The 20,763-nt window shown below is 57.0% G+C and carries 21 protein-coding genes; 11 read left to right on the forward strand and 10 right to left on the reverse strand.

What is annotated here, in order from left to right; all coding sequences use genetic code 11:
* Nucleotide 1: 1 nt before the first annotated feature.
* On the forward strand, nt 2-172 hold the full coding sequence (locus NR201_RS20150) for a cold-shock protein (protein ID WP_085978710.1): 171 nt from the start codon (nt 2-4) through the stop codon (nt 170-172).
* 288 nt (nt 173-460) lie between these two features.
* Here NR201_RS20150 and NR201_RS20155 read toward each other — a convergent pair whose 3' ends face one another.
* From NR201_RS20155 to NR201_RS20165, 3 genes are all read right to left on the reverse strand, one after another.
* Complete coding sequence (locus NR201_RS20155; protein WP_010255214.1) at nt 461-2,038, reverse strand: methyl-accepting chemotaxis protein; 1,578 nt, start codon at nt 2,036-2,038, stop codon at nt 461-463.
* Nucleotides 2,039-2,337: 299 nt separating this feature from the next.
* A complete protein-coding gene (locus NR201_RS20160; RefSeq protein ID WP_022625169.1) occupies nt 2,338-2,487 on the reverse strand; it encodes a hypothetical protein in 150 nt (49 codons plus the stop codon).
* Nucleotides 2,488-2,567: 80 nt separating this feature from the next.
* Complete coding sequence (locus tag NR201_RS20165; RefSeq protein ID WP_010255217.1) at nt 2,568-3,530, reverse strand: chemotaxis protein; 963 nt, start codon at nt 3,528-3,530, stop codon at nt 2,568-2,570.
* Nucleotides 3,531-3,697: 167 nt separating this feature from the next.
* Here NR201_RS20165 and NR201_RS20170 point away from each other — a divergent pair, with 167 nt between their 5' ends.
* Complete coding sequence (locus tag NR201_RS20170; RefSeq protein ID WP_010255219.1) at nt 3,698-4,090, forward strand: YgiW/YdeI family stress tolerance OB fold protein; 393 nt, start codon at nt 3,698-3,700, stop codon at nt 4,088-4,090.
* Nucleotides 4,091-4,125: 35 nt separating this feature from the next.
* On the opposite strand, the gene dbpA is transcribed toward NR201_RS20170, so the two are convergent.
* The 3 genes from dbpA to NR201_RS20185 form a co-directional block, all read right to left on the reverse strand.
* Nucleotides 4,126-5,508, reverse strand: coding sequence for an ATP-dependent RNA helicase DbpA (gene dbpA / locus NR201_RS20175; protein WP_010255222.1), 1,383 nt, complete (start codon nt 5,506-5,508; stop codon nt 4,126-4,128).
* 1,431 nt (nt 5,509-6,939) lie between these two features.
* A complete protein-coding gene (locus NR201_RS20180; protein WP_256850107.1) occupies nt 6,940-8,328 on the reverse strand; it encodes an amidohydrolase in 1,389 nt (462 codons plus the stop codon).
* A gap of 90 nt (nt 8,329-8,418) precedes the next feature.
* Nucleotides 8,419-9,279 (reverse strand): LysR family transcriptional regulator, encoded by an 861-nt coding sequence (locus tag NR201_RS20185; RefSeq protein ID WP_256850108.1) that lies wholly within the window; start codon nt 9,277-9,279, stop codon nt 8,419-8,421.
* An 87-nt stretch (nt 9,280-9,366) separates the two neighbouring features.
* Between NR201_RS20185 and NR201_RS20190 the strand changes: the two genes are divergently transcribed.
* The 6 genes from NR201_RS20190 to yniD all read left to right on the forward strand — a co-directional run bounded on the left by NR201_RS20190 (nt 9,367) and on the right by yniD (nt 15,070).
* A complete protein-coding gene (locus tag NR201_RS20190) occupies nt 9,367-10,536 on the forward strand; it encodes a cyanate transporter (RefSeq protein WP_256850109.1) in 1,170 nt (389 codons plus the stop codon).
* 205 nt (nt 10,537-10,741) lie between these two features.
* Nucleotides 10,742-12,397 (forward strand): L-lactate permease, encoded by a 1,656-nt coding sequence (gene lldP, locus NR201_RS20195; protein WP_010255230.1) that lies wholly within the window; start codon nt 10,742-10,744, stop codon nt 12,395-12,397.
* Nucleotides 12,394-13,167, forward strand: a complete 774-nt coding sequence (gene lldR / locus NR201_RS20200; protein ID WP_010255231.1) for a transcriptional regulator LldR — start codon at nt 12,394-12,396, stop codon at nt 13,165-13,167. The genes lldP and lldR overlap by 4 nt, the downstream gene beginning before the upstream one ends.
* Nucleotides 13,167-14,354, forward strand: a complete 1,188-nt coding sequence (lldD, locus tag NR201_RS20205) for an FMN-dependent L-lactate dehydrogenase LldD (protein WP_022625165.1) — start codon at nt 13,167-13,169, stop codon at nt 14,352-14,354. Before lldR ends, lldD begins: the two co-directional genes overlap by 1 nt.
* Nucleotides 14,355-14,412: 58 nt before the next feature.
* Nucleotides 14,413-14,841, forward strand: coding sequence for an OsmC family protein (locus tag NR201_RS20210; RefSeq protein WP_022625164.1), 429 nt, complete (start codon nt 14,413-14,415; stop codon nt 14,839-14,841).
* Between the two features lie 121 nt (nt 14,842-14,962).
* Nucleotides 14,963-15,070 (forward strand): small membrane protein YniD, encoded by a 108-nt coding sequence (gene yniD / locus NR201_RS20215; RefSeq protein ID WP_022625163.1) that lies wholly within the window; start codon nt 14,963-14,965, stop codon nt 15,068-15,070.
* 115 nt (nt 15,071-15,185) lie between these two features.
* On the opposite strand, the gene NR201_RS20220 is transcribed toward yniD, so the two are convergent.
* The 3 genes from NR201_RS20220 to NR201_RS20230 form a co-directional block, all read right to left on the reverse strand.
* Nucleotides 15,186-15,416 carry a hypothetical protein gene (locus NR201_RS20220; protein WP_029519422.1) on the reverse strand — a complete coding sequence of 77 codons (231 nt, stop codon included), beginning with the start codon at nt 15,414-15,416 and terminating at the stop codon, nt 15,186-15,188.
* Nucleotides 15,417-15,515: 99 nt separating this feature from the next.
* Entirely contained in the window at nt 15,516-15,686 is a 171-nt protein-coding gene (locus NR201_RS20225) for a hypothetical protein (RefSeq protein ID WP_003850083.1), read from the reverse strand.
* A 172-nt stretch (nt 15,687-15,858) separates the two neighbouring features.
* The gene (locus NR201_RS20230) at nt 15,859-16,509 is read right to left on the reverse strand and encodes a CPBP family intramembrane glutamic endopeptidase (protein WP_010255238.1); all 651 of its coding nucleotides are present in this window, start codon (nt 16,507-16,509) and stop codon (nt 15,859-15,861) included.
* Nucleotides 16,510-16,722: 213 nt separating this feature from the next.
* Here NR201_RS20230 and NR201_RS20235 point away from each other — a divergent pair, with 213 nt between their 5' ends.
* The 3 genes from NR201_RS20235 to NR201_RS20245 all read left to right on the forward strand — a co-directional run bounded on the left by NR201_RS20235 (nt 16,723) and on the right by NR201_RS20245 (nt 20,371).
* Complete coding sequence (locus NR201_RS20235) at nt 16,723-19,326, forward strand: EAL domain-containing protein (protein ID WP_187501282.1); 2,604 nt, start codon at nt 16,723-16,725, stop codon at nt 19,324-19,326.
* Nucleotides 19,327-19,598: 272 nt separating this feature from the next.
* On the forward strand, nt 19,599-19,895 hold the full coding sequence (locus tag NR201_RS20240; protein WP_010255242.1) for an I78 family peptidase inhibitor: 297 nt from the start codon (nt 19,599-19,601) through the stop codon (nt 19,893-19,895).
* Nucleotides 19,896-20,050: 155 nt separating this feature from the next.
* Nucleotides 20,051-20,371, forward strand: a complete 321-nt coding sequence (locus tag NR201_RS20245) for a hypothetical protein (protein ID WP_010255244.1) — start codon at nt 20,051-20,053, stop codon at nt 20,369-20,371.
* A 9-nt stretch (nt 20,372-20,380) separates the two neighbouring features.
* Here the strand turns inward: NR201_RS20245 and NR201_RS20250 are convergent, their stop codons facing one another.
* Complete coding sequence (locus NR201_RS20250; RefSeq protein WP_010255246.1) at nt 20,381-20,632, reverse strand: biofilm development regulator YmgB/AriR family protein; 252 nt, start codon at nt 20,630-20,632, stop codon at nt 20,381-20,383.
* Between the last annotated feature and the right edge of the window lie 131 nt (nt 20,633-20,763).

The following is a 20,763-nucleotide window of genomic DNA, read 5'->3' on the forward strand; positions in this document are numbered from 1 at the left end:
ACTGAAAATTACTTTTAAATGTCCTCACTGTAGTGGCTCACAGTTTCGTACATCACATTTTGATGTTACAAGAGCCAACCCGCATGGAGCGAAATGCATTTTCTGCAAATCTGTCGTGGTTCAGGTGAACCTGGCAAGGATTGCAATTCAGAGCCAGCTTCGCGCTCTCTGATTAAGGCTAGTGAGCTTTATAGCGTTGTTGCATTTACAGTAATAAAAGGCTGCCTCTGGCAGCCTTTTTTGTTTCTGCGTTTCCTCCTTCTCAAACCTCACGCTTTATCCTTGTAACCTGCCTGTTTACTTTCACTTTCCCTGTGTATTTGCAATTCCCTTGTATAACGCTAACCGCTAACCGCTAACCGCTAACCGCTAACCGCTAACCGCTCTGTTGCCTGTAACCTATCTGCTATTATCGTCATCATTCTTAAACTGGCCTGCCGAAGCAGGCCGTTGAGAGAGATTAACGCAGTACGGGTTGCAGTGAGAGCTTGCCGGTATTAAATACGCTCATCGCCTGCGCCATACGCTCTGCCTGATCCTGCAGCGCTTGTGAGGCGGCTGACGCTTCCTGTACCAGCGCGGCGTTCTGCTGCGTCACCGCTTCCATCTGGGTAATCGCCTGATTGATTTCATTGATGCCGCTGCTCTGCTCGCTGCTGGCAATGGTGATTTCGCTCATGATGTTTGCCACGCTCTGCACGCTGTTCACCACTTCGCCGATAGTTGAACCAGCGTGTGTCACCAGCTTGCTACCTTCATCGACTTTAGCGACGGAATCTTCAATCAGTACCTTAATCTCTTTGGCCGCTGAGGCTGAGCGCTGCGCCAGATTACGCACCTCACTCGCCACCACCGCAAAGCCACGACCCTGTTCACCCGCGCGTGCCGCTTCAACCGCGGCGTTGAGGGAGAGAATATTGGTCTGGAAGGCGATGGAGTCGATAACGCTGATGATATCGACAATTTTTCGTGAGGAGAGGGCGATCGCTTCCATCTTCTCAATGACCTGCTCCATTACCACGCCACCTTCACGCGCCACGCTGGAAGTGGTTGAAACCAGGTGATTGGCTTCACGCGCGTTGTCGGCATTGTGTTTCACGGTCGACGTCATCTGCTCCATGGCAGAGGCGGTCTCTTCCAGCGAACTGGCCTGCTGTTCGGTTCGGGTCGAAAGATCAAGGTTCCCGCTGGAGATCTGATTAGAGGCCACCGCAATAGTGTCGGAGCCGGTACGCACTTCGGTCACAATCGACAGCAGATTATCGTTCATTCGTTGCAGCGCCTGCATCAGGACGCCGGTTTCATCGCGTGAGGTCACCTGCATCTGTGAACTCAGATCGCCTGCGGCAACGCGTTCAGCAACGTCAACCGCTGCAACCAGCGGACGCACAATAGAACGGGTCAGGAAGTAGCCCAGCAGAATAGACGCCAGAATCGCCAGCGCGGAGAAAATCAGCGTAATGGAGATAGCCGACTGACCATTTTCCACAATACCCTGACCTTCACTGCGCAACTGTGCGTCCTGAGAGTTGGCAAAATCCACGGCATCCTGAAGGAATTTGTTCTGGGTGGCGGTCATCGATTTTAGGACATAGGTGCTGGCAGCCTCAAAATCGCCCGCCTTCACCAGGGTGATCAGCTCTGCTTTAACTTTCTCAAAAGCCTGGGAAGAGGCCAGCAGACCGGCGATCTTTTTCTTGCCGACTGGCGTGACCTGAATATCTTCGATCCTTTTCATTGCGCTGTTGGTGCGTTGCGTGGCTTCATCCAGCTGACCATAACGCTTCACATTCATTTCCGGACGTGTCGTGTCGATCACCATGCCGCGCAGGTATTTGATCTGATCGTTGACGCCATCGCGCACATCAAATGCCAGTCGTACTTTCACATAACGATCGTCAACGATCGAGGCGATCGCCGTATTAATGCTGTTAATCCTGGTTATGGATGTCACGCCAATCACTATCAGTAACGTCACAATAATACCGAAGGCTGCTGCGAGCCGCATTCCCACCTTCATATTCTTGATACTGAACATGTTCTCTTCCCCGTTTTATTATTAATCAATTTGTTAGCAACACTCAGGTTTCCTGCTGTTGTGCGCAGTGCCTTGCTGATGTCTGTGGTCACAGCCTCAGGCAAAAAGGTGATCTCGCGCATACTGTTATCGGAGAACGAAGTTGTACCTTTAATAATTTTTAAGTAATAACGCCGGGTGAATAAATAGTCAGTAAAAATCATCAGAAATGGTTAAGTAATAACCAGAGGAAATTCAGACAAAAAAAAGGGCTGTCAGCAGTGATGCTGACAGCCCGATCCAGACAAGGATGAATGGATTCAGAAAACTAAGAAGTAGAGGCCTGTCCAGAACGCGACGCTTAATGTGACGGCGCTAATCCAGGCCAGCTGGCGTAAACGGCCACGCAGCACCTTTTGACGGGAAGGCGTAGCAGGTGCAGGCGTAACGGGTAAAGTTTCAATGTGCATAGTCGGTTCCTGATCAGGTCAGCCATTCTGCTGGCTAAAAAGTAAAAGCGTGCCGGGCATTCTTAGCGGCCCGCATTCGCTTAGCGGGCAGTGTCGAGAACGTTGAAAATGACGTCTGACAGCTCATTCAACTCAAACTTTGCCACATAGCCATCGGCACCCACTTTGCGCACGTGATCTTCGTTGGCGCTGCCAGAGAGTGAGGAGTGAATGACGACCGGCAGAGCCTTGAGGATCGGGTCACGCTTGATGTTGCGGGTCAGCGTAAAACCATCCATCTCTGGCATTTCCAGATCGGTCAGCACCAGGGCGATTTTGTCGTGAATCGATTCGCCGGCAGCCTGCGCTTCCTGGCTCATCAATTTAATTTTTTCCCAGGCATCCAGACCGGTGTTAAACATCAGCGCCGGAATGCCCATACTCTTCAGGCCCTGCTCCAGCAGCTGACGTGCGACTTTGGAATCTTCTGCCACAATCGCCACCGCACCTGGGCGGTAGTTGAAGGCACGCGGTCTGGCCGCTTCCGGTTCGACGCCGCGCACCGATGGGATGATGTCATACAGGATTTGCTCAACGTCCAGCACCATCGCCAGCTCGTTGCTCTGCTTGTCACTGTCCAGGCAGGCGATGCTGGTAATGTTGCGGCCGCCGATACCGGCTTCGGCGGTATGCACCTGGCTCCAGTCGAGACGCACAATGTTCTCAACTGACTCCACGGCAAACGCCTGGGTGTTACGGGCATACTCGGTAACCAGCAGCAGGTTAAGACCGGTTTCCGGCACACAACCCGCCACGGCAGGCAGGTCGATGACCGGAATGAACTGGCCACGAATACTTGCCATACCCAGCAGCGGCGAACGCATGCCTGCGGCTTTGGTGATAGTGGGCATCGGCACTATTTCACGCAGCTTGAAGACGTTAATGCCAAACAGTTCAGACTTGCCTTTCAGCTGATCGGAACCTAAGCGAAACAGCAGCAGCTCAAACTTGTTCGATAACGCGAGGTTCGCTCTCTCATCGATCTCTTTCTGAAAATTATCCATGGTTGCCTCTGCATTAACGCAGCTGGTGAAATAGGGTGTGAACAGGTTATCGGCAGCAAACGGAAAAAGGTGAGAAGAGAAGGGTGAAATAAAACGGACGCCAATTAATGTGCCAGGATTAACCCTGAAGGTTCAACATGGACACCTTTCCAATAAAGGAGTGTGAAATGAAAAAAGTGATTCTGGCGTCGTTGCTGGTGATGATGAGTGCGGGTGTTTCGGCCGAAGAGGGCGGATACAAAGCAGGCGATACGCCACCACCGCAACACAAGCAGGATGCCGGCTATAAAGGTTCAGAAGATACCGGTCAGACGCATATTGATCAGATCCGCGATTTCCGTCAGGGCGGATATGTGACGCTGGAAGGTTACATCGTGAAGAAAGAGCAGGGCGAACGGTATCAGTTCCGTGACAATACCGGCACCTTACCGATTATCGCGCCGAAGAAGACCTTTGATGGTAAAACCTACACCGCAGAAGACAAAGTACGCGTCAGTGGCAAGGTACAGGGCAAAGGGGATAAAACCACGCTGCATGTGACCCAAATCGAAGAGCCGTAACAAACCGGGCGAGATAATCTTCTCGCCCGTTTTATTTAGTCCTTCAGCAGAATCGCCCGGCAGGTTTTGCCTTTGATTTTGCCCTGCTTGAGTTTCACCAGCGCATTTTTGGCCTGATTCGCCTCAATCGCCACGTAGGCGTGGGTCGGCGTAAGGACAATTTTGCCGATCTGCTCGGCACGATAACCCGCTTCACCCGTCAGCGCGCCCAGAATATCTCCCGGACGTATCTTGGCTTTACGGCCACCATCAATGCACAAAGTCATCATAGCTGCAGGCAGCGGCTTGCTGCTGCCCTTTTTCAGCGTGCTGGCAGAGACCCACGGCAGCTTCTGCTGCAGGAAATCTTCCAGCGCATGCGCGCGAGCCATCTCATCGGCAGCAACCAGGCTGACCGCAACGCCATGTTCGCCCGCACGCGCTGTACGACCAATGCGGTGCAGGTGGATTTCAGGATCCCAGGCGAGCTGATAGTTAACCACCATCGCCAGCGATTTGATGTCGAGTCCGCGTGCAGCGACGTCGGTGGCGACCAGCACGCGACCACTGCCGTTAGCGAAGCGGATCAACACGCGTTCGCGATCGCGCTGCTCCAGATCGCCATGCAAAGGCAGGGCGCTGATATCACGCGCGTTAAGCGCCGCGGCGACATCATCACATTCACGTTTGGTGTTGCAGAAGACCACACAGGATGAGGGCTGACGATCGCTGAGCAGGGCTATCAGCAGACCCAGTTTTTCATTATGGCTGGCTTCGAAAAACTGCTGATCGATTGAAGGCAGTTCGCTGACATCTTCTGTCACCACGCTCAGCGCATCACGCTGAAAGCGGGTGCTGATGGCCGTAATGCCGTCTGGCCAGGTGGCGGAAAAGAGCAGCGTCTGGCGCGAAGCGGGCGTCGCTTCAATGATCGTTTCCATATCATTCAGGAAACCCATCTCCAGCATCCGATCGGCTTCATCCAGGACCAGCGTGCTGAGCTGGTCCAGCTTGAGGTTTTCGCGGTTAATGTGGTCGAGGATACGACCCGGCGTGCCGACCACGATATGGGGCGGATGCACCAGCGAATCACGCTGTGCGCTCATCGGCTGTCCGCCACACAGAGTGAGAACCTTGATGTTGCGGGTGAAGCGCGCCAACTGGCGCAGTACATTGCCTACCTGATCCGCCAGTTCACGGGTCGGACAGAGAATGAGTGCCTGGGTCTGAAAGCGGGCGCTGTCGATATGGTGCAGTAAACCAATACCAAAGGCAGCCGTTTTACCGCTGCCGGTTTTCGCCTGCGCGCGCACGTCGCGTCCCTGCAGAATGGCGGGCAGCGTAGCGGCCTGCACGGGCGTCATGCTGGTGTAGCCCATCTCGCGCAGGTTTTCGAGCTGGCTGTCGGGAAGCGAATTGAGGGTAGAAAAAGCGGTCACGGGCGCGGCCTCTGAGGCTGAAAGTGTAGGGCATTATTGCGGGGCAAGTCTGGCAGAAAGCACGCCTGACAGCAACGGGAACCTCGATGGTTAGCAGTATGAAACTATATCTGTCAGAGGGCTTAGGAATAGACTGAAGTTTACGGGAAAAAGGTGGTTTATTTTTATAGATTAACCCCGACTCAATGTGATTGTTCCAGGATGAGGATCTTTTGAGACCAGCGATTATTTGATAAGTAGCCGTTTTTAAATATTTATTTCATTGTTAATCAGATAAATCCTTAACTACTACTCCAGTAATAGAATTAATCATTAAAAAATATCACCACTGGTGCCGATAAAAATCCTGAGCTAATTGCTTTATATTTAGCGCGCCATATTCCTGGTACAACGACCGGTAGAGGGTATTTGCATTGAGTAATCGCATCCAGGGACCACATGAAAATGTGCTTAAAATAGTAGGCCGCGCCGTACTGACACTGCATGTTCATGGAGAGAGCTTATCGGCTGATAAAATCGCTTCGATGATTGCGTGTTATGCGGAAGATGAGCCCTGTGATCAGGAAGATCGTCGCTTATACGCGCTGGCAATGGAACTAATGTCGAATGATAAATGGGCCAAAAGCGCGTAACCCGCACTCCGCTCAGGTAAATGCAGAGCCTCCCTTGTGGAGGCTCTGTTGTTTTTGGAGGAGTGGGTTTGTGTTGTGGGGCAGGTACTGGCTCCCGGCGCTTTAGGTAAGGTGGTCGTCTGTAACCGGGCCGGAGCCAGCTCGATCTCTCCGCATTTGCTGAGAAGGCTCAGCGCGGGCGATTACGCACCTCATCCCTGAGGTGCGCCCGTAGCCGGGCCAACGCTTTGCGTTGTTCAAAAACGCTCCCGGCGTTTTTAGTACGCACCTCATCCCTGAGGTGCGCCCGTAGCCGGGCCAACGCTTTGCGTTGTTCAAAAACGCTCCCGGCGTTTTTGTCGGTGGCCCGTAATGCTTTGCTACAGGCATATGCTCCCTTCGCTTCACGTCCGGCAGATGCTTCCCGTTTCTGGACCGTCGCTGCTGGTAAACCACGGGCACTGAGAATCTATCAGCAATAAACAAGCTTAAAGCGCAGGGAAGCCGGTCAGAAGAGGAAAGCGTCCCGCGCCAGGGACGGCGCGGGCCGAGCGGCCATGGATGGCTTAAGCGCCTTTCCGATCTGACCGGTTTCCCTGAGCCGGCTCGATCTCTCCGCATTTGCTGAGAAGGCTCAGCGCGGGCGATTACGCACCTCATCCCTGAGGTGCGCCCGTAGCCGGGCCAACGCGTTGCGTCGTTCAAAAACGCTCCCGGCGTTTTTAGTACGCACCTCATCCCTGAGGTGCGCCCGTAGCCGGGCCAAAGCGTTGCGTTGTTCAAAAACGCTCCCGGCGTTTTTGTCCGCAGCCCTGCTGTTTCAGGCTGATGCCAGCGCAAACACCGGTTTACCGCGCGAGAAGGTCGCGACGACTGGCGAAATCCGTGCCACGGCTTCGGCGGAACAGCTCGCCGCTACCAGCATCATGCTCGCTTCATCGCCCGGTACTGGCCACTGGCGTTCACCCTGGGCTGTCAGCGGCAGCCGATCGTCTGTGGCGATCGCCAGCGCCCGCGACAGCGAGAACTCATCCGATCCCCGATAGAGCTGCGCATAGAGATTCGCTTTTTCCAGCATGCTGCCGGTGCCAAACGGTGACCAGTGATCGATAACGCTGTCGGTGCCGGTCATCACCTTCACGCCCGCTGCCTGTAATTGCGGAATCGGCATGGTCAGCTTGCCGATCGGTAGCGTAGAGGCGACGCTGAATTGCTGCTCCGCCAGCCCTGCGATCATATTATCCAGCGTACTGCCGGACAGGGTCGCCAGCGCAAAACCGTGGCTCAGCGTCACTTTGCCCTTCAGCGCCGGATTCTTTGCCACGGTGTCAATCATGTACTGAATCGCCGCCACGCCAGCGGGTGAGGTTTCATGCAGATGTATATCCACGCCGCGCTGATAGTCGAGCGCAATCTGGAACATCGCATCCAGTGACTTCTCCATGGCACCATCGACATTGGTGGGGTCCAGGCCGCCGACATACTCAACGCCGTGCTGCATCGCCTCGCGCATCAGCCCATCGACCTGCGAGTGCAGCAGGCCATGTTGGGGAAAGGCTACAATCTCGCAGGGAAAGGCGGGGTGACGGGCTAATGCCGCCTGCAGATGCTCCAGACTTTGCAGGCCGCTGACCGGATCGATATTGCAATGGCTGCGGGCGCGGGTGGTGCCTTTGGCGTGCAGCAGAGCGATCAACCCTTCGGCGCGCGCCTGAGAGTGCGGCAGCAGTTGCGGAATCAGCACCTGTTCACGCGCAATCATGTCCAAGATAGTTTTGCCCTGACGGGGACGCGGAGCCTGCCACGGGCCGCCGTAGAAGGTTTTATCAAGGTGGATATGCATATCCTGGGTGGCGGGCAGCAGCAGGGCATCCTGTGCATCCCACGACGGCAGGGTGCTGTCACCCTGACCGGCGGGTGTCAGCTGGTCAATTTTACCGTCGCGCACGCTGATGTCGTAACGCCCGGTGCGGGTAGCAACGATCTCATCATCCTCACGGATAAAGCCCTCCTCCAGCCGCACATTGCGCAGCAGATAGTGATCCTGCCGGGGCAGGGCGGCGGGCTGGTCGGGATTGATGGAGGACAAAGGTGATGGCGTGGCGGCACTGGCCTGGCCGAGACCGGCGGCCAGCAAGCCGCCTGCGGCGGTCCAGCGGACGCTCTGCCCAAGGAAATCACGGCGGCTCGGCGAAGAGGAAATAGGCATCAGAGGCTCCTGCAAAGTGAACAAGGTCTTAATCTGACAAACGACGCTCCACCCTGCTGCGTTATTTTCCACTGACGACTATTCGATATCTCACTGCCAGCGCAGCTGGCTGAAGGCGGCCAGGGATTCCGCCAGCTCGCGCTGCAGCGGATCCTGCGGATGACGACAGAACAGCGCCAGTTCGAAGGTATCAATCACCGGCAGACCCTGTTCCGGGCCCAGTACCCGATGTCGCGGCAGGCGGCAGCTGGCGGGCAGTAACGTCAGCCCCAGACCCTGCGCACTGGCGGCGGCCAGCGCGACCAGGCTGGCGCTGCTGTAACTAATGCGCCAGCTACGGCCCAGTGCGTCGAGCGTCTGACACACCTCATCGCGATAGAGCCCCTGCTGGGGAAACAGCACCAGCGGTACCGGCGTCTGCTCAAAGCAGGGCCACTCTGCGCTATCGAGCCACAGCAGGGGTTCAGGACGCGACGCCAGCGGACGCTCGCCAGCGGGCTGTTTAATCAGCATGATGTCGAGCTCTTCACGCTGCCAGGCGCGACGCAGCTCCACCTGCATGCCGCTCATCACGTCCAGCCGAAGTTGCGGATGGTCGCGACTGAAGTGCGCCAGCAAACCGGCCGTGGGCGCGGCGAAATCTTCCGGCACGCCAAGACGCAGCACACCGTCGCGCCACTGGTCACTCAGCACATCGTGCGCTTCCCCATTCAGGGCGATAATCCGCCGGGCGTAGCCTAAAAGTTTCTCGCCCTCTTCGGTGATCTGCACCTGATGCGAAGAACGGTTCAGCAGCTCTTTGCCGACCATCTCCTCCAGCCGTCGCACCTGCTGGCTGACGGTGGACTGCGACAGGTGCACCCGGTCAGCGGCGCGGGTAAAGCTGGCGGTTTCGCACACCGCGACAAAGCTGAGCAGCTGCTGCGGAGTAAACATCGGCTGACGATTCATATTTCCACTACCTGGCAGAGTAATATTTCATTTCCAGATAGTAGCGACTGCTGCCAGGCTGGCAACTTTTAACTGTGTGGATCTCAGATGAAGAGAGAGAACAACCTGCTGCTGGCGGCGCTGGTGCTGGCCGGGCTCAATATGCGACCGCTGATGACCTCGGTCAGTCCGTTACTCGGCGAGCTGCGGCAGAGCATCGGTCTGTCGCCGCTGGCGGCATCGCTGTTGCCTGCGGTGCCGATGATGATGATGGGTGCCATTGCGTTAGTCAGCGCCCCGCTGATGCAGCGCTTTGCGGTACGTAAACTGCTGCTGGGTGGCCTGTTGCTGTTGCTGCTGGCGCTGGTGAGTCGGCTGTTTGTGGCTGACGGAGGCTGGCTGGTACTGAGTACTGTGCCGGGAGGGGCGGGCATTGGCATTGTGCAGATGGCGATGCCGGGATTGATCCGTCAGCGATTTGGCAGCCGCAGTGCCGGCGTGACCGGACTGTGGGCAGCGGCGCTGATGGGCGGCGGCGGGATTGGCGCGGCGATCTCGCCGTGGCTGAATGGGCAGCTTGGCTGGCAGGGCGCGCTGAGCAGCTGGGCGCTGCCGGTGGTGCTGGCCATCCTGCTCTGGCTGTTTATCACCACCCCACGTGCAGCCCGGACGGAGGCCGCCGCTCTGCCTTCGCTGTGGCGGAAAACCCGCGCCTGGACGCTGGCGTTGAGCTTCGGTCTGGTGAACGGCGGATATGCCATCTGTGTCGCCTGGCTGCCCGATTTTTATCATCAAATCGGCTGGAGCGCACAGGCGGGCGGTTCACTGCTTGGCATGATGATCGGCTTTCAGGTCACGGGTGCGCTGCTGCTGCCCTTGCTGGCACGGGGCCGCGATCGCCGTCCGCTGCTGCTGCTGACACTGGCGATGCAGTTCAGCGGCATGCTCGGTTTCCTGTTTGCGCCACAACTGGCACCGTGGCTCTGGGCGGGGATTGCGGGCTTCGGGCTGGGCGGGGCATTTCCGCTGGCGCTGGTGCTGGCGCTGGATCATCTGGAGCAGCCGCAGGCTGGCGCGCGGCTGGTGGCTTTTATGCAGGGCGTCGGCTTTATTATCGCGGGCAGCATGCCGTTTATCGCGGGGCAGTTGCATGCGCTCACCGGTCACTTCACCAGCGTCTGGTTATTGCAGGCGGCGGTCACGCTGCTGTTAATCGTGCTTAATCTGCGTTTCCATCCGCGCAGCTATCAGCACGCCTTTCCTGAGGTGAATCGCTGATTTTGGTCCGACCAATTCCGGCAATATTTTTCTCTGGTTCACACTCCGGGAAAATTCGCGCATCTTCTGTTGCCATAGGTTAACAATGCGTTAACTATCTGTTGCCATAAGCCCCGACAGAGCGGTTTGGTCTGACCAATCCGGGGCAGATGGCACCAGCGCTGCGGCTGCGTGCCACGTCACCTTTTCCTCTGGAGATACTGGCATGCAGATCTGGCAACAAAACTACGATCCGCTGGGTAATATCTGGCTTTCAAGCCTGATCGCACTGATCCCGATTCTCTTTTTCTTCTTTGCGCTGATTAAGCTGAAGATGAAAGGCTACCTGGCGGCCACCACCACCGTGGTGCTGGCGCTGCTGGTGGCGCTGTTTCTCTATCAGATGCCGGTTGCACAGGCGCTGGCCGCCGTAGTGTATGGCTTTCTCTATGGCTTGTGGCCGATTGCCTGGATTATTGTCGCCGCGGTGTTCGTCTACAAGATCTCAGTCAAAACCGGCCAGTTCGACATTATCCGCGCCTCTATCCTGTCGATTACTCCCGATCAGCGTCTGCAGATGCTGATTGTCGGCTTCTCGTTCGGGGCGTTTCTGGAGGGGGCTGCGGGCTTTGGTGCGCCGGTGGCGATTACCGCCGCGCTGCTGGTGGGACTCGGCTTTAATCCGCTCTACGCCGCCGGGCTCTGCCTGATTGTGAACACCGCGCCGGTGGCCTTTGGCGCGATGGGCATCCCGATTATTGTGGCGGGGCAGGTGACCGGGCTGGACAGTTTTGCCATCGGCCAGATGGCCGGACGCCAGCTGCCGCTGCTGACCCTGATTGTGCTGTTCTGGATTATGGCGATCATGGATGGCTGGCGCGGAGTGAAAGAGACCTGGCCGGCGGTGGTCGTGGCAGGGGGATCGTTTGCCATTGCCCAGTTCCTCAGCTCCAACTTCCTGGGTCCGGAGCTGCCCGATATTATCTCGTCGCTCGCCTCGCTGATTTCGCTGACGCTGTTCCTGCGGGTCTGGAAGCCGGTGCGCATCTTCCGCTTTGCCGATGCAGAGGCGAAACAGGGCGATCCGTTGCTGCCACCGCAGAAGTATCGGCTGGGGCAGGTGATCCGCGCCTGGATGCCGTTCCTGTTTCTCACCGCCACCGTCACGCTCTGGAGTATCCCGCCGTTTAAAGCGCTGTTCGCCAAAGGCGGCGCGCTCTATGAGTGGGTGCTGGCTATGCCGGTGCCGATGCTGAATGAGCTGGTGGCGCGGATGCCGCCCGTGGTCGGCACTGCAACCCCTTATCCGGCCATCTTTAAGCTGGATCTGGTGTCCGCCACCGGCACCGCCATTTTAATTGCGGCGATCATGGCGATGATTTTCCTGCGCATGAAGCCAAAGGCAGCATTGCAGACTTTTGGTGAAACGCTGAAAGAGCTGGCGCTGCCGATCTACTCTATCGGGATGGTACTGGCCTTTGCCTTTATCTCGAATTACTCCGGGCTGTCTGCGACGCTGGCACTGGCGCTGGCGCACACCGGCCACGCTTTTACCTTCTTCTCACCGTTCCTGGGCTGGCTGGGCGTCTTCCTGACCGGATCAGACACCTCATCGAATGCGCTGTTTGCTGCTTTACAGGCCACGACCGCGCAGCAGATTGGCGTCTCCGATATTCTGCTGGTGGCGGCCAACACCACCGGTGGCGTGACCGGTAAGATGATCTCGCCGCAGTCGATCGCTATCGCCTGTGCGGCGGTCGGGCTGGTGGGTAAAGAGTCCGACCTGTTCCGGTTTACCGTTAAACACAGCCTGATTTTCACCTGTATGGTCGGTGTGATAACCACGCTTCAGGCCTACGTCTTCCCCTGGATGATCCCATGAGCAGCAATGCCGATCCGCTGGTGACGCGCCTGCGGGCCTATATCACCGAACATCAGCTCGAGCCGGGCATGCGCCTGCCCGCCGAGCGTCAGCTCTCTGCGGAGCTTGGCGTCTCGCGCTCCTCGCTGCGTGAAGCCATACAACAGTTGATCAGCAACGGCATGCTGATTAGCCGACGCGGCGGCGGCACCTGGATCCGTCAGCAGCTGGCGCCCTGGTCGGAACAGCGCATCGTCGAGCCGATTCGCCAGCTACTGCGCGACGATCCCGACTACCGCTACGACATTCTGGAAGCGCGCCATGCCATCGAGGCCAGCACCGCCTGGCACGCCGCACTGCGCGCCACCGACGCCGACAAAGAGAAGCTGCAGTACGCTTTCGACGCCACCCTGAAACTGAAAGAGAGTGACGATCCCGATCTCGCCGCCCAGGCTGATGTGCGCTTCCATCTGGCGATTGCCGAGGCGTCGCACAACGTAGTGCTGCTGCAGACCATGCGTGGTTTTTTTGAGCTGCTGCAATCATCGGTAATGCAGAGCCGTCAGCGCATGTATACCCAGCCCGCGATTTTTGCCCGCCTGACTGAACAGCATCAGGCGCTGCTCGATGCGATCCTCACGGGCGATGCCGACGCTGCGCGCCAGGCGGCGATGCAGCATCTGGGATTCGTGCACACCACCATGAAAAGCCTGCATGAAGATGAAGCGCGTCAGGCGCGCATCACCCGCTTACCGGATAACGACACACGCAACCCAAAGGAATCTGACTGATGATTATCTCCGCTGCCAGTGACTATCGCGCGGCCGCGCAACGTATCCTGCCGCCGTTCCTGTTTCACTATCTTGATGGCGGTGCCTATGCCGAGCACACCCTGCGTCGCAACGTAGAGGATCTCTCGGATGTGGCGCTGCGCCAGCGCATTCTTAAAAATATGTCGGAACTGAGTCTTGAAACCAAACTGTTCAATGAAACCCTGTCGATGCCGGTTGCGCTGGCACCGGTTGGCCTGTGCGGCATGTATGCCCGCCGGGGTGAAGTACAGGCGGCGCGCGCGGCAGACCTGAAAGGCATTCCGTTTACCCTGTCGACCGTCTCGGTCTGCCCGATCGAAGAGGTGGCCCCGCAGATTAAGCGTCCCATGTGGTTCCAGCTCTATGTGCTGCGTGACCGCGGCTTTATGCGCAATGCGCTGGAGCGCGCCAAAGCCGCCGGTTGCTCTACGCTGGTGTTTACCGTGGATATGCCCACGCCGGGCGCGCGCTATCGCGATGCGCACTCCGGGATGAGCGGCAATCACGCGGCGCTGCGTCGTTACTGGCAGGCGGTCACCCATCCACAGTGGGCGCTGGATGTGGGTCTGCAGGGGCGCCCTCACGATCTGGGGAATATCTCCACGTATCTGGGCAAGCCTACCGGGCTGGAAGATTACATCGGCTGGCTGGCGAATAATTTCGATCCCTCTATCTCGTGGCGCGATCTGGAGTGGATCCGCGAGTTCTGGGATGGACCGATGGTGATCAAGGGCATTCTCGATCCGGAAGATGCGCGTGATGCGGTGCGCTTTGGCGCCGATGGCATCGTGGTCTCTAATCACGGCGGACGCCAGCTGGATGGCGTGCTCTCCTCGGCGCGTGCGCTACCGGCCATTGCCGATGCGGTAAAAGGTGACATCGCCATTCTGGCGGACAGTGGCATTCGCAACGGGCTGGATGTGGTGCGGATGATTGCGCTGGGCGCAGACAGCGTGCTGCTGGGACGGGCATTTATCTATGCGCTGGCAACCCACGGTCAGCGCGGCGTAGAAAACTTGCTGACGCTGATTGAAAAAGAGATGCGCGTTGCCATGACCCTGACCGGCGCGAAGTCGATCGGTGAAATTACCCGCGATTCGCTGGTGCAGGCGGAAGCGTTACTGGCACCGCAGAGCACACCGCCACGTCCCCGCGCGGTGAGTTGAGCCTGCGAAAATGAATGTATTGTCTATACTTAGCTTCTTTACCAACAGGAGGAACGACATGACCATTCATAAGAAAGGTTCGGCGCATTGGGAAGGCGATATCAAAGGCAAAGGCACCGTCAGCACCGAGAGCGGCGTACTAAGCCAGCAGCCTTATGGCTTTAACACCCGTTTTGAAGGCGGCAAAGGCACCAACCCGGAAGAACTGATTGGTGCAGCGCATGCAGCCTGTTTCTCCATGGCGCTGTCGCTGATGCTGGGCAATGCGGGTCATCCGCCGGAAAGCATTGATACCACGGCCGACGTGTCGCTGGACAAAAAAGGCGACGGCTTTGCCATCACCAAAGTGGCACTGACCAGCACCATCTCTCTGCCAGGCATTGATGAGTCGACCTTCGACGAGATCATCAATAAAGCCAAAGCGGGCTGCCCGGTTTCTCAGGTACTGAACGCGGAAATTACGCTGGATTACACCCTGAACAACTGATGCCGGTAACGGGTCGCCTTTTGGCGGCCCGGGCGTTATGCTATGCCTCACCGGTCCTGTTGCTGACCGGAACAGATGCGCCTTCTGGCGCATCTTCGCTTTCTGACCAGAGGAAACTGAGGTGACGAGATACCGGGCAGCCAAAAAGTACTGGAAGATGGTGCTGGTTCTGCTGTGCATCTGTGGCGCGCTGCTGCTGATCCGCTGGGCTGCCATGATCTGGGCCTGAACAGATGAAGGGGATTGGCCGCCACACGCTGGGCATATTATTAATGGTGATTATTGTGCTGGAAGCGGTTCACTATCTGCTTACTGCCTCATGGCTGCCGTGGCGATAAACGCGCTCAGACAAAGGCATCCTCGCGCCTTTTAGCCCGCACATCGCTGCGCGCAATGCGATAAGCCTTGCGCGGATCGCCTACCACAAACTCAAAGGTTGGCGTGTAGTAAAATGGCAGCCAGCCGCCATAGCTGCTCTCCCACTCCCAACGGACGGGGCAGGGCCACAGAATGCCATCATACAAAAGATAGTAAACCCAGCGTCCACCAGGACGACGGGGGCGTGATGTTTTCATGGGATTCACAACGATAATGGTTAACAACAGCTTATATTTTGTACGCTAAAGCGTCAGCTTGCAACGTTACAGCCCTGCTTTATTGAACCTGGCCCTGAATTAGCGATGTACTTCGCCGCACAGCAGTACCACATTCGGTCTGACTTTATGAATGCGGTTCGCCATCGTTTCACAGTCGACCTTCGTCGGATAGATGCGCTCTGATACCGGCAGCGCCTCGCAGGCATCGTAGCCGCATGCGCTCACTAACAACACAAATCCTATCAACATAGATCCTCTCCTTTACACGGTCTGGTGGTCCGGACTGTGGTGCTTTTTATCCCTTTTTAACATCCAGTATAGACAAACGTGCCGGGGCGGCATTGTCAGTGTGAGCTATAGTCCGCCAGCCAGGGTGTGATGCGGCGGCCTGTAAGGTGTGTCAGAAGGGGCGGGCCTGGCGCTAGCCTGCGAAATACCAGGCGGGCAGCAGCGCAATCAGGTTATTCAGCGTGTGCAGGAAGATGGGCAGCGCCAGACTGTTACTCCGCAGCCGGGCGTAACAGAGCAGTAGCGAAAACAGCGTCAGGGCGATAAGGGTCTGCCAGTGCACATACTGCGTATGCATCACCGCAAACAGCAGTGAGGTCAGCAGCATACAGGCAAAGCGGCTCCGTGGCGCCCACAGCAGAAAGCCCTGCAACAGAAAACCGCGGAACAGCACCTCTTCAAACACCGGTGCGAGCAGCACGGCGGTGAGCAGCAGAATTAGCAGCGAATTGCGTCCCTGTTGGGCCTGCATCACCAGCCATCCTTCCGGCTGCATGAACTGCATCTGTGCGGCCATCAGAACAAATAGCGCGCCAGTAAACAGCAGAGTTTGCAGCGTGCAGAGTTCACCCAGCGGCAGGTCGGTGCGGCGCTGGCAGTAAAAGCGGTAAAGCGGATAGATAACAGCAAATTCAAACAGGCAGAGCACCGGCACCAGCAGGCCGTCATTACGCAGCACGCTGTAATTAGGGAACAGCGTGATCAGCATGGTAACCAGGTAATAGACCACAAAGCTGCCGACGTAGAACAGCGTCAGTGTCACTCTGTCGGAATTGGTATTCATAGGCGACTCTGCCAGCGAAGGTTAGCGCATAGTAGCAATGCACCAGATCGCTGTCGAGTCAGCCTGTAACACAATATTTAAGCGCAAAATGTTAACCGCAGACTAAACACCCGCGCGCGTGAGCCGATAACTGAGGAAACTAATCTGGTCAGCACTGCATGTTGTATTGCAGGCCCGTCATCTCAAACTCTGACTGTGTAGTGAGCACTCTTAATGACTTCTAACCCTCCGGCGCCACCCTCGCCTCCATTCAGTCATGCCGCTGAAGACCGCACTGTCCGCTTTACGCGGCGCAGCCTGCGCACGCTTTCGCTGCTGCTGTTTGGCGTGCTGGTGCTCTCGATGCTGATGGTGCTGACGATTGCGCAGCGGCAAAACAGCGTATCGGTTGAGCATGACCAGTTGCTGATTCAGCAGGCGTGGAAAAATCGTCAGGAGGCGATGGTCACGGATATCCGGGACTATGCGTTCTGGGGCGAAGCCTGGCGCAATCTCCATGTCAGGGTCAACAAAGTCTGGGCTTATGACGAAGAGAACTTTGGTCCGGGCCTCTACGAAGAGTATCACTATGAGGGGGTGTTCGTGGTCGACGGCAACGGTCACACCACGTACAGCGTCATTAATGGGCAGCTGGTGGATACGCCGCTGGAAGCCTGGCTGGGAAAAGAGGCTCCAGCGCTGATTGCGGCGGCACGTCAGCGCAACGACGCGGCGATAACCCGTGATGCGCTGATTAATCATCTGCCCGCCATTGTGGTTGCCGCCCCCATCGGCAGCGGCAAACTGACGAATATGCCGCCGATGGCGGGGCCAGCGTCAGTCATGGTGTTTGTGAATCTTTTCACCCCTGCCAAATTACAGGCGCTGGGCGCCACGCTGGATGTGCGCGAACTGCGCCTGCCCGTCAGTGCAGGGGATGCCCTGCGTGAACCGCGGATGGTGCAACCGTTACCCGGTGGCGATCTGATTGTGCTGCGCTGGACGCCAAAGATGCCTGGCATGGGCCTGGTCTGGTTTCTGTTACCACTACTGATGCTCATGGCGATCATCATTGGCATAATCACCCATCGCGTCAGCCGCCATGCGCTCTCTAATGCGATTCTTTCTGACCGGCGCTTTGCCCTGCTGGCGATCAGTCAGCAGGAGCTGGCCAACAGTGAAGCGCGGTTTCGCGATCTCGCTGAGGCAGCGTCAGACTGGATCTGGGAAACGGACGAAGAGGGTCGCCTCATCTACCTGTCAGCGCGCTTTCAAACCGTGACCGGCCACGATATTACACACTGGCTGGGCCGTCACATCGATCACCTCCTGACGCATCCCAGCCATTCGCTGGTCGCCTGGCTGCAGCGTCAGGAGGAGGAGGGGCAACAGATGCCACTGCGCTGTCAGTTTATGTCGGCGCACGGCAACCGCCGTATCGGCCAGCTGGTCGCGAAAACAATCTGGCATGAGGCGCGACGTATCGGGTTTCGCGGCACGGTATCGGACATCACTCAGAGCATGGAAGCCGAGGCGCGCATTCATTTTTTGTCGCGTCACGACGTCTTAACCGGCCTGTCGAACCGCGTACAGCTGCAGGAGTTTCTGACGCTACACCTAGAGCTGCCTGATGGCGCTGCGCCGCTGACGCTGATTACCCTCGATCTCGATCAGTTCAGGCCGATTAATGAAACCTGGGGCCATGCGGCGGGCGATGAGGTGCTGAGCCAGATAGCGCAGCGTCTGAAGCGCTGTATCGGCCCGCAGGAGCTGGTGGCGCGGCTGAGTGGCGATGAGTTTGTGCTGGTATTGCGTGAAACGAACCGTGAGCGGGTCGATCAGCGTTGCGCACAGCTGGTGCACGAGGTTCAGCAGCCCATCAGCACCGGCCAGCATGTTCACTATCTCACCGTCAGCATGGGGATTGCGTGTGTACCGCAGGATGCCAGCCATCCGGAAGCGCTGCTGCAAATGGCGGATATCGCGCTGAATGAAGCGCGCGAAGCGGGACGCAATCAGTGGGTCTGGTATGCCAATGAGATGGCCAGTCAGCGTGAGGATAAGCGTGAAATGGCGCGGCGGATTGAGAAAGCGCTGAAGAACAATGAATTTCGCCTGCACTACCAGCCCCGCTATCAACTGCTGACGGGTCAGCTGGCAGGTGCTGAGGCGCTGATTCGCTGGCAGATTGCGCCGGATGAGTGGATTACCCCCGATCACTTTATTCCGCTGGCGGAAGAGAGCGGTCTCATCGCCACTATCAGCGACTGGGTGTTGATGCGGGCGTGTGAGGATGCGCTAGGATGGGGGGGCGATCGCTATGTTTCGGTTAATATTTCGCCCATGGAGTTCCGCACCAGCGATTTAGTGCAGCGGGTTGCAGATGTGCTGGCGAAAAGTGGCCTGCCGGCTACCCGGCTGGAGCTGGAGATCACGGAGAACGTGACCTTTGAACATCCGCAGCATGCGCTGGAGGTGATGCAGGGTTTACGGTCACTCGGGGTAAGGTTAACCGTTGATGATTTCGGCACCGGCTATGCGGCCCTGGGCTACCTGAAGACCTTCCCGTTTAATGGGCTGAAGATCGATCGCTCCTGGATGAAAGATTTCCCGGAGTCGCAGCAGGCACAATCGGTGGTCGCGGGGATTATTGCGCTGGCACGCGCCTTTGCCCTGACAATTACGGCTGAGGGGATTGAGACAGAAGCGCAACTGAACCAGCTAAAACAGCTCTCGTGCGAAGAGGGGCAAGGCTACTTCCTCGGTCGACCGATGCCGCTGGCTGCATTCAGTACGCTTCTGGAAAGAACCGCGCAGAACCAGGCTGAACCCGTTTAACGGACTTTAACCGCCACGGCGGTCATCAGCATTGCGCAGACGACAAAAATAATCAGTTCCATCATGACCTCCACAGGGCTAAGACTATTCTTAATATTGTAGTGGTCCGCTGTGCTTTTTTTAGGCAATGAGTGCGATTAATCTTAAAAGATGACCTGTGCGGCGACCCGTTTAATGCTGCTGTAACAACTTTACTTTTTAGGGGTTCAGGTCAGCAGGTGCGCTTTGCTACTCTTGGGGCAGGGTTTTACACGTCCAACAGGAGAATAAACGTGAAATTTTATGGAAAAGGGCTGCTGGTAGTGGGGCTGTTTGCATTAACCGCCTGTCAATCTGCCTCTAAGCCCGATACCGCCAGTGTGGCGCAGGATCCCGAAGCTGACCGCTGTGGTGCCTCTCAGTTTCAGAATTATGTCGGTAAACCGTTAACCGCGCTGCAGGGTCAGCACTTCGAACAGAAGGTCCGCGCCATTCCCTATAATTCTGCCGTCACCATGGACTTCAACCTTAACCGGCTGAACTTCCTGGCTGACAAAAATGGCAATATCAGCTCAGTTTATTGTGGTTAACGGCAAAGATGTCATAGGTTTGTCATAACGGCAGGCGAGGATAGCAGCGCGTTTAAGAAACTTCCTCGTCACACAATAGATAGTGCTCGTCTTGTTTATTCCCGCCCCGGCGGGAATTTTTTTAGCGGCTTCGGGCCGTAACAGGAGCAGAGAAGATGAAACGCATAATCGGGGCACTTCTGCCCGCATTGTTACTCAGCAGCACACTGGCGCAGGCTTCCAGTGAAGAGGCCTGGCAAAAGAGCCGTCAGGTGATGGTGCAGGCCTGCATTAACGCCAGTCATCTGAGCAAAGTAAAGGTGCTGGGCGAGGCGATCGAGTATGACGACAACACGGGCTACAGCGCACTGTTGCTGGAAGGACGCTATCCCCAGCCGCAGATGAAAAATAAGCGTGGACGGGAGCTGTGCCTGTTTCAGCGCAGCAGCGGACGGGCCAGTATCAGCGAAGCGGATAAATTGCGCTGGGTGAAGTAGGTGGTGGGTTTACGCCTCCGGCTGCGTGTCGATTAACTGCGCCAGCAGGGTGCGATAACGCTGCAACTGCGTCTCGTCGCCTTCCACTTCCAGTTTATCGATAACCCGCGCAATAAGGGCTTTATTGGTGGCGGGTTCTCCCGCTTCCATTATTTCACGCAGAATCACCGCCAGCAGATCGGACTCAGGCGGTATCCGCCAGTCCGGGCTGTTAAAATAGTCGCTGATAGCACGGCTGGCGCTGTCAGGTTGTACTCTCATTACCCACCTCCGCTAAAACAAGACCCCCTCCCTTACACCTGAGCATAAGGGCGTTTAACCATGAAATAAGCTGGTTCGCCTCAGCGTAGCCGGACGGTCTGCACCGTTTTTTGCGGAGGATGTCGCGCCGA

Origin of the sequence: Pantoea sp. Fr-CA_6 (assembly GCF_024520895.1) — a bacterium.
Taxonomy (GTDB): domain Bacteria; phylum Pseudomonadota; class Gammaproteobacteria; order Enterobacterales; family Enterobacteriaceae; genus Pantoea; species Pantoea agglomerans.